General features: G+C 29.8%; 13 protein-coding genes, 1 other RNA gene and 1 pseudogene. 1 reads left to right on the top strand and 14 read right to left on the bottom strand.

From position 1 onward, the window contains the following. Positions 1 to 69 precede the first annotated feature (69 nt). From Q428_RS03530 to Q428_RS03505, 6 genes and pseudogenes are all read right to left on the bottom strand, one after another. On the bottom strand, positions 70 to 1,482 hold the full coding sequence (locus Q428_RS03530) for an aminopeptidase (RefSeq protein ID WP_035378259.1): 1,413 nt from the start codon (positions 1,480 to 1,482) through the stop codon (positions 70 to 72). A 64-nt stretch (positions 1,483 to 1,546) separates the two neighbouring features. After that, entirely contained in the window at positions 1,547 to 2,491 is a 945-nt protein-coding gene (locus Q428_RS03525) for a magnesium transporter CorA family protein (RefSeq protein ID WP_035378258.1), read from the bottom strand. After that, positions 2,491 to 3,051 (bottom strand): 5-formyltetrahydrofolate cyclo-ligase, encoded by a 561-nt coding sequence (locus Q428_RS03520; protein ID WP_035378257.1) that lies wholly within the window; start codon positions 3,049 to 3,051, stop codon positions 2,491 to 2,493. Before Q428_RS03520 ends, Q428_RS03525 begins: the two co-directional genes overlap by 1 nt. A gap of 59 nt (positions 3,052 to 3,110) precedes the next feature. Further along, positions 3,111 to 4,397, bottom strand: a complete 1,287-nt coding sequence (locus Q428_RS03515; protein WP_035378256.1) for an ArsB/NhaD family transporter — start codon at positions 4,395 to 4,397, stop codon at positions 3,111 to 3,113. Positions 4,398 to 4,501: 104 nt separating this feature from the next. Continuing rightward, a pseudogene (locus Q428_RS16495) lies at positions 4,502 to 4,666 on the bottom strand (DUF896 domain-containing protein); the annotation flags it as partial. 7 nt (positions 4,667 to 4,673) lie between these two features. Then, positions 4,674 to 5,315: a TVP38/TMEM64 family protein gene (locus Q428_RS03505; RefSeq protein ID WP_035378254.1), complete on the bottom strand. Its 642-nt coding sequence runs from the start codon at positions 5,313 to 5,315 to the stop codon at positions 4,674 to 4,676. Between the two features lie 214 nt (positions 5,316 to 5,529). Between Q428_RS03505 and Q428_RS03500 the strand changes: the two genes are divergently transcribed. Then, the gene (locus Q428_RS03500; protein ID WP_051514881.1) at positions 5,530 to 6,177 is read left to right on the top strand and encodes a class II aldolase/adducin family protein; all 648 of its coding nucleotides are present in this window, start codon (positions 5,530 to 5,532) and stop codon (positions 6,175 to 6,177) included. 24 nt (positions 6,178 to 6,201) lie between these two features. Here the strand turns inward: Q428_RS03500 and glpX are convergent, their stop codons facing one another. From glpX to Q428_RS03465, 8 genes are all read right to left on the bottom strand, one after another. Beyond that, the gene (gene glpX, locus Q428_RS03495) at positions 6,202 to 7,182 is read right to left on the bottom strand and encodes a class II fructose-bisphosphatase (protein WP_035378253.1); all 981 of its coding nucleotides are present in this window, start codon (positions 7,180 to 7,182) and stop codon (positions 6,202 to 6,204) included. Positions 7,183 to 7,315: 133 nt separating this feature from the next. Next, positions 7,316 to 7,675 carry a phage holin family protein gene (locus Q428_RS03490; RefSeq protein ID WP_035378252.1) on the bottom strand — a complete coding sequence of 120 codons (360 nt, stop codon included), beginning with the start codon at positions 7,673 to 7,675 and terminating at the stop codon, positions 7,316 to 7,318. A 51-nt stretch (positions 7,676 to 7,726) separates the two neighbouring features. Then, a non-coding RNA gene (gene ssrS / locus Q428_RS14780) (6S RNA) lies at positions 7,727 to 7,902 on the bottom strand. Positions 7,903 to 8,029: 127 nt separating this feature from the next. Further along, positions 8,030 to 8,461 (bottom strand): YaaR family protein, encoded by a 432-nt coding sequence (locus tag Q428_RS03485; RefSeq protein WP_035378250.1) that lies wholly within the window; start codon positions 8,459 to 8,461, stop codon positions 8,030 to 8,032. Positions 8,462 to 8,584: 123 nt separating this feature from the next. Further along, complete coding sequence (gene pckA, locus Q428_RS03480) at positions 8,585 to 10,162, bottom strand: phosphoenolpyruvate carboxykinase (ATP) (protein WP_035378248.1); 1,578 nt, start codon at positions 10,160 to 10,162, stop codon at positions 8,585 to 8,587. A gap of 276 nt (positions 10,163 to 10,438) precedes the next feature. Next, on the bottom strand, positions 10,439 to 11,362 hold the full coding sequence (locus Q428_RS03475) for a ribonuclease H1 domain-containing protein (RefSeq protein ID WP_035378246.1): 924 nt from the start codon (positions 11,360 to 11,362) through the stop codon (positions 10,439 to 10,441). Between the two features lie 22 nt (positions 11,363 to 11,384). Beyond that, a complete protein-coding gene (locus Q428_RS03470; protein ID WP_035378244.1) occupies positions 11,385 to 11,990 on the bottom strand; it encodes a hypothetical protein in 606 nt (201 codons plus the stop codon). Between the two features lie 394 nt (positions 11,991 to 12,384). Further along, complete coding sequence (locus Q428_RS03465) at positions 12,385 to 12,852, bottom strand: hypothetical protein (RefSeq protein WP_035378242.1); 468 nt, start codon at positions 12,850 to 12,852, stop codon at positions 12,385 to 12,387. Positions 12,853 to 12,960 lie beyond the last annotated feature (108 nt).

Raw genomic sequence — 12,960 nt, 5'->3', positions numbered from 1 at the left:
GTTAAATTAAAATAAAAAGTTAAACCCCATAATTTACCTGATAAATCATGGGGCTTAAATCAATGTTTTTTAAGCTTCGATTAAGAATACTTTATATGCCTTATAAGTTTCATATATATCAGCTTTACTTGCAATTTCCCAAGGTGCATGCATACTCAACAATGCGACACCACAATCAACCACTTCCATGCCATATTCTGCAAGGATATATGCTATTGTACCACCACCGCCTTGATCAACCTTTCCAAGTTCTGAAGATTGCCATACAATTCCATTAGCATTAAAGATGTCTCTAATCTCTCCAATAAACTCAGCATTTGCATCATTACATCCAGCTTTTCCTCTTGCACCAGTATATTTAGTTATTACTATACCTTTTCCAAAATAAGCTGCATTTTTCTTCTCAACAACTCCTGGAAAATTAGGATCAACTGCACAAGTAACATCTGATGACAACATTTTTGAATTAGCAAGTGCACGTCTTAATTTCAATTCACTGTATTGTCCTAAAAGGTCCATAACCTCTGCAACAGTATTTTCAAAGAATCTTGAATGCATACCAGTTGCACCATTGCTTCCTATTTCTTCTTTATCAACAAACAATGCTACACATGTTTTCTCTGGTTCCTGAATTTCAAGCATAGCTCTTAAAGAAGTATAAGCACATATTCTATCGTCATGTCCATATGCCATAACCATGCTTCTATCTAAACCTACATCTCTGGATTTTCCAGCTGGAACTATTTCTAATTCTGCAGTAACAAAATCCTCTTCATCAATACCATACTTTTCATTTAAAATTCTTAAAATATTATACTTTACCCTTGCCTTTGCTTCTTTATCTTCAATTGGCATACTTCCAAACAATACGTTCAGGTCTTCCCCTTCTATACCTTTTGCTAGCTTTTTCTCCATTTGATCAGCAGCTAAATGAATCAATAAATCAGAGATATACACAACTGGATCATTTTCGTCTTCACCAATAACAACATTTACCTTTTCTCCACCCTTTTTAATAATTACACCATGGATGGCAAGAGGAATTGTTACCCACTGGTATTTTTTTATTCCTCCATAATAATGAGTATCTAATAAAGCAAAACCCTCGTCCTCATATAAAGGATTAGCTTTAACATCTATTCTTGGGGAATCAATATGTGAACCAACAATATTCATTCCATTCTCCATAGGTTCCTTACCTATTATGAACATAGCTACTCCTTTACCTTTATTGACAGCATAAACCTTATCTCCATTTGCTAATTTTTTACCATTTTTTATTGCTTCATTGATATCTATGTACCCATTTTCCTTAGCTATGCGAACAATCTCATCTGTTGCCTCTCTTTCAGTTTTAGCAACATCCATAAATTTTTTATAGTCTTCACAGAAGCCCATAAGTTTTTCTAATTCCTTTTCCTTTAAATTGTCCCAAACAAGATTATACTTTTTAGTTAAATTTTCAACAGCTTTTGTTTCCATGTTTTCTCCCCCTTAGAATTAATTTTTAATTCTATATTACAATAATTGATAAGAAAATACAATTTTATAACCATTTCTTTTTTTTGAAATATACAAATAATATGAAAGAAACAGCAAACATCAATACAATTACATATAAATATCCATACTGCCAGCTACATTCTGGCATTTTAAAATTCATTCCATATATACCTACTATTAGCTGCAGTGGTGAAAAAAACATTGCAATTGTTGTAAAGGTTTTCATCAATTCATTTGTTTTATTAGCCATCTCAGTTTCAAAGGCTTCTCGAACAAGGCCAATGTATTGAATCAAACTTTCCAATGAAAACATCAGTTTTTCTATTTTTGAATTTATCTGCTGAAAATATTTAATGCACTTAGCATCAATTACTTTGTTATCATTTCCTAATAAGTTATCCCCAATGTATCTTAAAGGAGTTATACACCTTCTTAAAGTGTGTACTTGATGTCTTAAATAAAGGAGTCCCTTTAAAAATTGTTTATTTGGGTGTTTTAAAATCTGTATTTCTAAAACATCCGCTGTATTCTCAAGTTTGTTTATTATCTCATAATCGTTATGAATCAGTCTATCTAAAATATAATATAAAAGTTTTGATGGTGATCTATCTGTTGAAAAAAATACGCTATTTTTATAATTTAATAGTTCATTCTGCAGTTCACATATTATTTTTACTTCTTCTTTAGATGTTGTTACTATATACTTTTTTGATACAAATATATTGAATTCATCTGGATTAACATTGCCTTCCTCAAACTTTAAAGAATTCAATACAAGGAAAATATAATCATCATAAAATTCAACTTTAGCCATCTGGCTTCTGCTTTTACACTCTTCTATACAGGTTTCTTGAAAATTAAATATCCTACCATTTAATTCTTCTAATTCATCTGGTGTCAACTCAAACCAGTAAAATAACTTAGAATCAAAATTTACCATATCTACAGTTGTTTCATTAATTTCACTATCAATGGAATATATTTTCATTAAACATCACCAGTGTTAATTATTCCCCTTTCAGTTATTAAATAATCCATACTGACATCATGTTCCTCAGGAAAAACATCATCCAAGACTTGAAATTCAAAACACATTCCAACTTTTATTCCTTTAAAATCCCTTAAAAATCTATCATAATAACCAGCTCCATAGCCTATTCTATATCCTCTTTTATCAAATGCCACACCTGGAACAAAAATAATATCTATATTATTTTTAGAGAAAATTTCTTTTTCGGGCGGCTCCATAATTCCATATTCCCCTTTAATTAATTCTAAAACACTATCTATTTTACATGGCAAAATTGTTGTAGTTTCTTTGATTGTTTTGGGTAAAATAACATTTTTCCCACATCTAAAGCACTCCTCAATAATATCTAAAGTATCAACTTCATTTCTAAAGGAATAATAAAGCATTAAATTATTTTTGTCTTTAAATAATTGCCAACTAACAATATTATTAAAGACTGAATTACTATTTTTTATAAAATCCATTTCAGTCATGCTCTGTCTTTTTTTTATAATTTCAGCCCTAAGTATTTTTTTCATATTATCCCCCCAATGTTTCAAAACATTAAATCATAAATCGTCTTTACAAAATAATGCACTTAGCTAAACATAAATCCAAGTACAACCAAACTCATAACCAAAACAGGCGTTACAACGTAAAGTGCAGCCTTTGTATAGTCTAACCAAGAAATTTCAACACCTTTTAACTTTAAAATATCAAACCATAAAATAGTAGCCAATGAACCAATAGGTGTCAGTTTTGCTCCAAGGTCATTACCTATAATACTTGAAAAGGCAATTATCTCTTTAGACATCTCAGTAAACCTAGGATCACTTATAGTAAATGCACCTAACATAACTGAAGGTAAATTGTTCATTGTGCAGGCTGATATAGTTGAAACAAATCCAGAATAAATTGCAATTAACAAATTATTATTATTCTGTACTTTAAGAAGAATATTTAACAGTATTTCATTAAATCCATTTTTATAAAGTCCAAAAACAATTAAATACATACTAAAAGCAAATATTAATATGTCCCAAGGGGCTTTTTTCAATATTTTTGTTATTTCTATGGACTTCTTAACCTTACCAAAGACTAATAAAGCCACTGCTCCAAAAATTGAAATCAAAGATACTGGTATTTTATGTTTCGAAGCTATAAAATAACCAATAATAACTGAAAATAAGACCAGTACCCCTATATTAAACATTCCCCAGTCAGTTATAACATCATCAGGATTTCCAATATCTCTTGGATTGTAATGATTTACTATGTTTTTCTTATAGTACAAAAACAACATAAATGTAATTCCAATAATTACAGTCAATCCAGGAATTAGCATTTTTGATAGGTAATAATTAAATGACAGCCCAAGAATGTCAGCATTTATTATATTGGCTAAATTACTGACAACCAGTGGTATACTTGCTGCATCTGCAATAAAACTGCATGCAAAAATAAATGGTAAAATGTTTTTTTCTTTAAATCCTAACGCTTTGATTATTTCATATACTATCGGTGTTAAAATTATTATAGTCCCATCGTTATTAAAAAATATACTTATCATAGCTCCAAGTAAAATTATATATAAGAACAATTTTTTACCTTGTCCTTCCGCAGTTAATGCCATAGTTAATGCAGCCCATTTAAAAAATCCTATTTCATCAAGTATTGATGAAATTATCATAATAGATATCAAAGAAAATCCTGCATTCCATACATTATTAACAACTGTTCCAATATCCGAAAAACTAACAATTTTAAATGCTACTACAAGAACGGCAAAAAAGGCTGCATAGACAGCCTGTCCTAGTTTAAATGGTTTTATTATAACAAAAGCTAATGTTAAAGTAAAAATTATTATAGCGATGTAAAAATTCATTAGTGTCTGTGCTCCTTGCAATTGCAACTATCATCTTTATGAAAATGGTCATGCCCACATCCGCACTTTTTAGTATTTGTTAATTTTTCGTATTCTTCAGGACTAACTATTTTTATATTTTGCAATTGTGACTTTAAATTTTCTCTAACTGCTTTAACATATAGCCTTCTTAATTCTTCCTGCTCTTTTTTTTCTTCATCTGTCAAACCAATTTCCTTACTTTTTTTATATAGCTCATTTATTCTTTCTATTTGTTCCTTTGTTACCATTAAATTCTCATCCTTTCTTGATAATATATTTATAAATTATTGGGACAAGTGACACCGACACAAATATTATAACAGATATTTTGAATTCTACAGAATTAAAATTCATTATATTGCTTCCAAGGTAATTATATACAAAGGCACCAGGCAAGCTGCCAATCAGTGTACCTACAGCAAAATCAAAAATATTAATTTGAGTAAGTCCTGCTGCATAGCTAACAGCATCAAAGGGCAAAATTGGAACTATTCTTAAAAATATAACATAGATAATACCATTATTCTTAATTATGCCATCGATGTTTTTTGCTCTATTGCCTAAAATTTTCTGTATAAAATCCCTACCCCAGAATTTTGAAATATAAAAGGCAATTATTCCACTTAGTGTCGTTCCAATAGCTGTTAAAAGAGTACCTAGCAGGCTTCCAAAGGTTAATCCCGATGCCAAGGCATACATACCTGCGGGTAAAAAAATTAATGTTCTAGTAGCACTTAAGATTAAGTAAATTAGTACAGATAATTTCTTATTAACTAATAGAAAATGTCTTAAATTCTGTGGGCTTGAAACAATTGTTAACATCTCGTTTCTAATGAAAACACACAATATGATTATTACACAAAACATAAGTAATGAAAATACTTTTTTTATCTTCACTAAATCATCTCCCAATTGTTCTATAGGATTAATATGCCAATTTTTTTAGATTTATTTTTTATTTTATTCCGATAATTAGCATCTATTTAAAAAATAAATTTAATCTCAAGCAGGAAAAATTAAAAAATTATAGTAATTATATATTTGTTGCTATTGTACTTTATAAAAAGGTTATAATTTATACCTAAGAAAAACTATATATGAGGTGACATTAATGAATGAAATGGAATTGTTAAAGGCTGATATAGTTAAATATGGTAAGAAAATCAAAAGTGCAAACTTAGTTTCTGGTACTTGGGGAAATATCAGTATTAGACATGGTGATAAAATTTACATAACTCCCTGTGGAATAGATTATGATAATCTATTGCCGGAAGATATTGTAACATTAAATTTAGAGGGTAAAGTAATAGATGGTACTAAAAAACCCTCTACAGAATTAAATACACATATTGAGTTATATAAATTCAGGGAAGATATTAATTCAATAATTCACATTCATAGCATATATGCAACTTCTATAGCAGCTGCCCGTAAAAATATACCGGCTATTGTTGATGATATGGCAATGATAATTGGTGGAGAAGTACCCTGCGCAAAATATGCTTTTCCCGGAAGTAAAACAATTGCTCAGAATATAATTGAAGTAATTGAAAATAAAAATGCTGTTCTTCTATCCAATCATGGGGCAATCTGTTTAGGACGGGATATTGAAGAAGCCTTTTTAGTATGCGAAATTTTGGAGAAATCCGCCCAAATTTATTTATTTTCTACACAGATTGGTATTCCTAAACCATTAGCTATGGAAGAAGTAGAAAAGATGAGAGATGTATATTTAAATATATATAATTCAAAAGAATAGAGGTCCTTTTAAAGGACCTCTATTTTATATTTCGTCTTTTATATGAATCATACTCTTTTCCAATTTATGTGTTGCATCTACAAATCTTGTGACTCCATTGGATGACCTCATTACAACTGAATGTGTTATTGCAATATCATTTTTATATGTTACACCCTTTAGCAAGTCACAATCACTTATAGCTGTAGCTGCAAAATATACGTCATCTGTCATAATCAAATCATCAGCTGTTAACACTTTATTGATATCTTCAATACCTGCTCTTTTACACATAGCTAACTGCCTTTCATTTTCCGGTAATAACTTTGCCTGGATTTCTCCATCAAGACATTTTAATGCTGCAGCTGCTAAAACGCCTTCAGGAGCACCACCAATTCCCACTAACATATCTACCCCTGTATCTTCAAACACTGTAGCTAATGCTGCAGCTATATCACCTTCACCAAAAATCTTAACTCTAACGCCAATCTCTCTAGCTTCTTTAATTAACTTCTCATGCCTTGGTCTATCTTGAATCATAACAGTTATATCTGCAATATCTTTTTCCAATTTATCAGCAACACTTACGATATTCTCCTTTAAGGACTTGTTTATATCTATAGCTCCTTTACCCCTAGGCCCAACAACTATTTTTTGCATATATATCTGTGGTGATCTGAATATTTTCCCTTTTTCTGCAACTGCTATAGCTGAAATAGCGTTTGGCCTCCCCTTTGCAACAAGAATTGAACCATCAACTGGGTCCAATGCTATATCGAATTCCTTCTGCCCATCTTCCCACATTCCAACCTTTTCACCTATGTATAAAATTGAAGATTTATTTAATTCACATTCTCCAATGACAACTCGTCCCTTTATCGGCAATAAGTCAAATGCATGCCTTATTCCATCAACAGCCGCTTTATCAACAATTTCAGAACTACCTTTTCCCAATAGTTTTGAACATGAAAGAGCCGCTGCTTCACTTACTCTTACAATCCCCATGGCAATATCGAATTTTTCCATTATTATTTATACCTCCATTGCACTTTTAAAAGTATTATACCACATTTTGTAAGGAGTATAAAGATTTAACCATAAAGCAAATCACATGTAGTCTTATAGTATAAATTAAAAAAATGTGGCAAATCTGCCACATTTAAATTACTCTTCCCGGTATAATCAGGTTGATTAAACCAATTACTAGAGCTGCAAATATAGCTCCCCAAAAACTTACTGCCACACCTGCAACAATAAATTGGGTCACATAAATAATTACTGCAGCCACAATAAAACCAGACAATCCCCTTCCAAAGGGTGTTGCATCAATTTTAAAAATCGCTTCAACAAAGTAATCTAATATTGCTATTACAATAGCAGCAACCAATGCAGTTGCAAATCCAGCTACAAAAAAGCCCGGTACCAAAAAACTAACTATAAGCAAAACTACCGAATTAATTAAAAATTTAATTATCACACTTAAAAGACCTGGCCTTTTTCTTTCGTATAAATCAGCCATTTATACCACCTCCATAGGTAGTATATGTAAATTTATAAAAGTTATTCAAAAAAAATGCCCGACATGCCGCTACCTGATAATTTCAGACCCGCCCTCACGGCAGGTGGGTGTTCTGCAACATACTTCTGCCTTTCTGGTAAACAGACATGACATCCATATACTGACGTGAACTCCCGTTTTAATGTTGTCGGTTGAAATTACAGGCTCTACGAACATCTCAGGACTATTTTATATTAATTATATATCATTAATCTACTTTTGTTAATAGGTAATTTAATGTATTTTATACCTATATTTGAATTCATAGGGCATAACCCCTTGTTTAGATAAGTTAAATCCTTTAAATTAATAACATTACTTATAAACATCAACTAAAAGTCCTTTAATCTCATGAATTCTATCTGCAAGCTCGATGCTCTCCTTTTGATCATTTAACAACTCTTTTGTTAATTCATCCAATTTACTATCTATTATTTCGATTCTAGTATGAATACCATAATTATAAACTCCTGGTTCCCTTTTTAATATATATATATTCTTAACTATAAAACTTAAATAGTTTTTAATTTTATTTTTATATTCCCTTGCATCCTCAGCACTTCTTGTTGAAATAAGTCGTCTCCCTATCCTATCTATTTCTTGCAACATTTTTTGCAGTTCTTCTTCTGTTTTCTCCCTATATGCTAGATCAAGAGAAGATGAGAAACTTTCCATTTTAAAAGACTTTTCTTTGGTATTATTTGGCTTTGATAAGGAATTTTTATTTGAGATACCCGAAACCTTCACTTTTCATTCCCCCATTTATTTCCCTTATTTACTAATTTAGTTGCAATAAAACAAATTAATATCTTTCATTATGTTTTCCATTATATAATAAAACAAAAGGGTAGAAAATTCTACCCCCTTTTATTATTCAATAGAAGCTGCTATTTCCTGTATATTTTCTGGTACATCCGTAAATTTACTAAAATTCTCTTTAAATTTCTTTGCTAATTCCAATGCATATTTTCTATATTCATCCTTATTTTCCCAAGTATTTATTGGGTTCAATATTTCAGATGGAACACCTTGGCAACTTACTGGCATCATTAACTTAAATATTGGATGTTCAACATACTCTACATTTTTTAATTCACCATTTATTGCAGCTGTAACCATAGCTCTAGTATAAGAAAGCTTCATTCTCTTTCCTACACCATAAGGACCTCCCGCCCATCCTGTATTTACTAAGTAAACATCAACATCTGCTGATTCAATTTTATCACCAAGCATCTTTGCATAAAAGGATGGATTCATAGGCATAAATGGTGCTCCAAAACATGCTGAAAATGTTGCTTGTGGTTCTTTTATGCCTCTTTCTGTTCCAGCCAATTTACTTGTATAACCTGACATAAAATGATACATCGCTTGCTCCTTTGTTAATTTAGAAATAGGAGGAAGGACTCCAAAGGCATCAGCTGTCAAGAAAAGTATAGTTTTCGGTATGCTTCCTGTACCTTCTAAAACCGCTCCAGGAATATAATCAACTGGATATGCAGCTCTTGTATTTTCTGTAAATCTATCATCACTATAGTCAACTTCTCCATTTTTATCAGCAACCACATTTTCAAGCATAGTTCCAAACTTTATTGCATTCCAAATCTGAGGTTCATTATCCTTTGATAAGTTTATGCATTTAGCATAACAGCCTCCCTCAAAGTTAAATATTCCATCATCAGACCAACCATGCTCATCATCACCTATTAACCTTCTGTTTGGATCTGCTGAAAGTGTTGTTTTACCTGTCCCTGATAATCCAAAAAATAACGCTGTATCTCCTTCTATACCAATATTTGCTGAACAATGCATTGGTAAAACACCTTTTTGTGGTAGAATGTAGTTTAATACTGAGAATATTGATTTCTTCATTTCACCGCTATACATAGTACCGCCAATAATAACCATTTTCTTTTCAAAATTAATAATAACAAATGCCTCTGAATTAGTTTTATCCACCACTGGATCAGCTTTAAATCCAGGAGCACAAATCAAAGTAAACTCAGGTGAAAAATTAATTAATTCTTCTTCAGTAGGCCTAATAAATAGTTGATGCACAAATAAATTCTGGCATGCCAATTCGTTAATAAATCTAACTTTCATTGAATATCTCTTGTCCGCACCAGCAAAACCATCAAAAATATATAAATCCTTACCTTGAAAATATTCTATCAGTTTTTTATAAATTAAATCAAAATTTTCTTGGGCAATTGGAACATTTACCTTTCCCCAGTTTATATCATTGTGTATACTTCTCTGGTCAACAATAAATCTATCCTCTGGTGAACGCCCAGTATATTTTCCTGTATTTACATTTAAAGCGCCACTAGAAGTTAGTTTTCCTTCTCCATTTAATACTGCTCTTTCAACTAATTCACTTACTGATAAATTCTTATAAATGTTTTTTACACCTTTAAATCCTAGCGAGTTTAAATTTTCGTTTATTAACATAAGACCTTCTCCCCTTCATCCCGTTATAAATTAATTTTATATGTATGAAATTTAAATTGCAACTATAAATTATAAATAATATTCATCCGTCATTGTGGTACTCTTTTCAAAATATATTATATACTATTTAATTAAATATGTTAATATATAATAAAATTATTTTAATTTTCAATTTTTTATGCTCAACAATTTCAATATTTTTGCAACTTATTTTCTGCAATTTTTATATCAAAAAAGTCAAAATGAGCCTTATTTTGGCTCATTTTGACTTAAATTCTATATAGTTTTTATTAGATGTAAAATTATTTCATCTTTTACTCTGCTATCTAACTGTTTTAAATAATTTAAAGTATCTTCTTTACTCATCGATGAATTTTTTAAATAATCAATAATATCTTCTATATCTGTTGATTCTTTATTCATTTTTTCTATTATTTCTTCAGTTACTTTTATATTTTCAATACAATCATCATTGATTAATTTTCTTAATTTGCTTTTCACCTCACTGTCTAATACATATACTATTTTATCTTTTATTAAATTCCTAATAGTCTTATTGATTTCTACTCCTGCTCCTATTTTTGCAAATTCATCAGCCATCTCGTTATATAAGTCTCCGGTATGGCTATCTACCTTTACAAAAACAATCTCAAGATTTAATTTATCAATTAAATGTCTCATTTTTGAATAATATTCAACTGAAGATTCATCCTTCCTATCCCATGTACCTACAGCATGATGAAAAATTCCCTCATAGTCATGAAAAATAACTATTCCTTTTTCATTATTTCTAACTGCATATTCAGCTGCCCTGACTGCCGCCTTTAACTCACCAGCAATTTGCCTTAATGATTTATTACTATCATCTTCAGCCCTTCCATTTTCTACATATATGATTACATCATTTTTAACTAAAACTAAAGCATATCCATATTTTCCAGTAATATTGTTGTAACTTCCATCTACATATGCATGGATCCAGTCTTTAGGATATTCATCTATATCTTTCTTTAGTAACCTGCAGGTCTCATTTAAATATTCATTTGCTTCTATTATATCTGTAAAACTTTTATATTTAGCCCCCTTTACACCTTTAACATATTTAAGACATTCATCCCATGTATTCACAATTAGATTCTCAACTTTTTTATTGTTTGCAAAATCAAAACCTTCTTTAATTGCATATATTTTTTTACCCATTTTTCTACCTCACATATTTTATTTATTTTATAAAACTTAGAGTTTCAATACATTTAATGCTAAGGCTGCGTATTTCATCTAACCAATCCTTTTGCTCTAATATTTTCGAATGCATAAAATTATTTCTCTCATTTTGTAATCTTATCAAGTTGCCTGCTAAGACTATAATATCTTCTCTTGTTAAGTCTTTATATTGGACTTTTAAAAAATTTTTATAGGCACAGTAGAAAAGTAACAGCATGCCAGCACTCTTTGTTCCATCAATGGGGTCTTTACCAGTTTTTATACAATGATTAATAAATTTTAGCTTATCCCAAGGCATAATATGTTCATTACCTGTATACTTTTTCCTTAACAATCTGTGTTTATTTATTTCAACAAGATAATCACTTGAAGAAATATCAAACTCATTTTTAAAACTATATCTTATTACTCCTCCTACGTCATAACTTTTTATTCCAATATTTAAATAATCCTCCCTATTATCTGCCGGTGGCAAACTGGATCTGTTTTCAATAAAATATCTTACTAATTTTTCCCTTGAAAGCATCTCTACTGCTTTACAATATGAAAAGACAATGTATGAATAATCCACATCAACATCTTTTTTTCGTGTGTAATATAACAATTCTGCTACCCTTAGAACCTTTTCAATATCTTCATTTAGATTATATTTCTCTATTTCTTTTGCAAATTTTTTTGCTTCACTATCATTTAAATAGCAGTTGTATTGTTTTTCTGCATCAAGAATTAACTCATTTGTATTTATTAAATCCTGTTCCAGCCTCTCCTTTTGCTCATTAAATAAAATCTTGATTTTTTTAAAATATTTTTTTATTTTTTTAAAAACATTCTTCTCCTCAATTTTTATACTATCAATCTTTTCATATAGTTGTAATGAATTTTTTAAAAGCTCTCCAATATAAGTCCCCTTTACATAATAATCTTCTATAAACTTATTTTTAGTCTCAACACCAGCTAATCTATCAATAATAGCTTCCCTGATATTTTTTAATTTATCATCAGGGGGTAATATCTAAGGCAGAATTTATATATCTTAGTGAATCAACGAATTCACCCATCTGATACTTACATATACACATATATGTAAGTGAATATACCTTTTCAAATCCTTGGCATTTATTACAAATATCGCTGAAATTTTTTTCTGCATCTTTATAGTTACCTTTATTAAATTCAATAAAACCCTTATTTAAGTTTTCTTTAATATCACTTCTTGATATTAATGCTAAAGAATTATTCATTTCTGTTTTTTCTTTTTGTGATTTTATATACAAAATTTTCTTTCTTCTATTTAAATCCAGTTTATTAAGATCAACTTCTCTACTTTCTCCTTTTAAAAAATAATAATAATCAATTAAAACATTATCAAGCTTAAGTAATCTACAAATATGAATAGCTGCATCAAACATTAAATTTTCCTCTAAGCTTAGTAAAATTTTTTCTACTAAAACTTCTCCTTTTTCCATAATATCACCCCTATTTTTATTGTAACTAACATTAAATAACATGGAAAGAATTATGTAAATTATTTTACATTTTCATTAAAAAATTTATAATATATTATGTAAACTAAA

The organism is Fervidicella metallireducens AeB (genome assembly GCF_000601455.1).
GTDB classification, from domain to species: Bacteria; Bacillota; Clostridia; order Clostridiales; family Caloramatoraceae; genus Fervidicella; species Fervidicella metallireducens.
The sequence above is the reverse complement of the archived record's forward strand: the minus strand, read 5'-3'. Positions and strand labels throughout refer to the sequence as shown.

What these genes read in the sequence shown, in the direction of transcription:
- Q428_RS03530 (WP_035378259.1), bottom strand. Translation starts at nt 1,482, where the DNA reads ATGGAAACAAAAGCTGTTGAAAATTTAACTAAAAAGTATAATCTTGTT.
- Q428_RS03525 (WP_035378258.1), bottom strand. Translation starts at nt 2,491, where the DNA reads ATGAAAATATATTCCATTGATAGTGAAATTAATGAAACAACTGTAGAT.
- Q428_RS03520 (WP_035378257.1), bottom strand. Translation starts at nt 3,051, where the DNA reads ATGAAAAAAATACTTAGGGCTGAAATTATAAAAAAAAGACAGAGCATG.
- Q428_RS03515 (WP_035378256.1), bottom strand. Translation starts at nt 4,397, where the DNA reads ATGAATTTTTACATCGCTATAATAATTTTTACTTTAACATTAGCTTTT.
- Q428_RS03500 (WP_051514881.1), top strand. Translation starts at nt 5,530, where the DNA reads ATGAATGAAATGGAATTGTTAAAGGCTGATATAGTTAAATATGGTAAG.
- glpX (WP_035378253.1), bottom strand. Translation starts at nt 7,182, where the DNA reads ATGGAAAAATTCGATATTGCCATGGGGATTGTAAGAGTAAGTGAAGCA.
- Q428_RS03490 (WP_035378252.1), bottom strand. Translation starts at nt 7,675, where the DNA reads ATGGCTGATTTATACGAAAGAAAAAGGCCAGGTCTTTTAAGTGTGATA.
- pckA (WP_035378248.1), bottom strand. Translation starts at nt 10,162, where the DNA reads ATGTTAATAAACGAAAATTTAAACTCGCTAGGATTTAAAGGTGTAAAA.
- Q428_RS03475 (WP_035378246.1), bottom strand. Translation starts at nt 11,362, where the DNA reads ATGGGTAAAAAAATATATGCAATTAAAGAAGGTTTTGATTTTGCAAAC.
- Q428_RS03465 (WP_035378242.1), bottom strand. Translation starts at nt 12,852, where the DNA reads ATGGAAAAAGGAGAAGTTTTAGTAGAAAAAATTTTACTAAGCTTAGAG.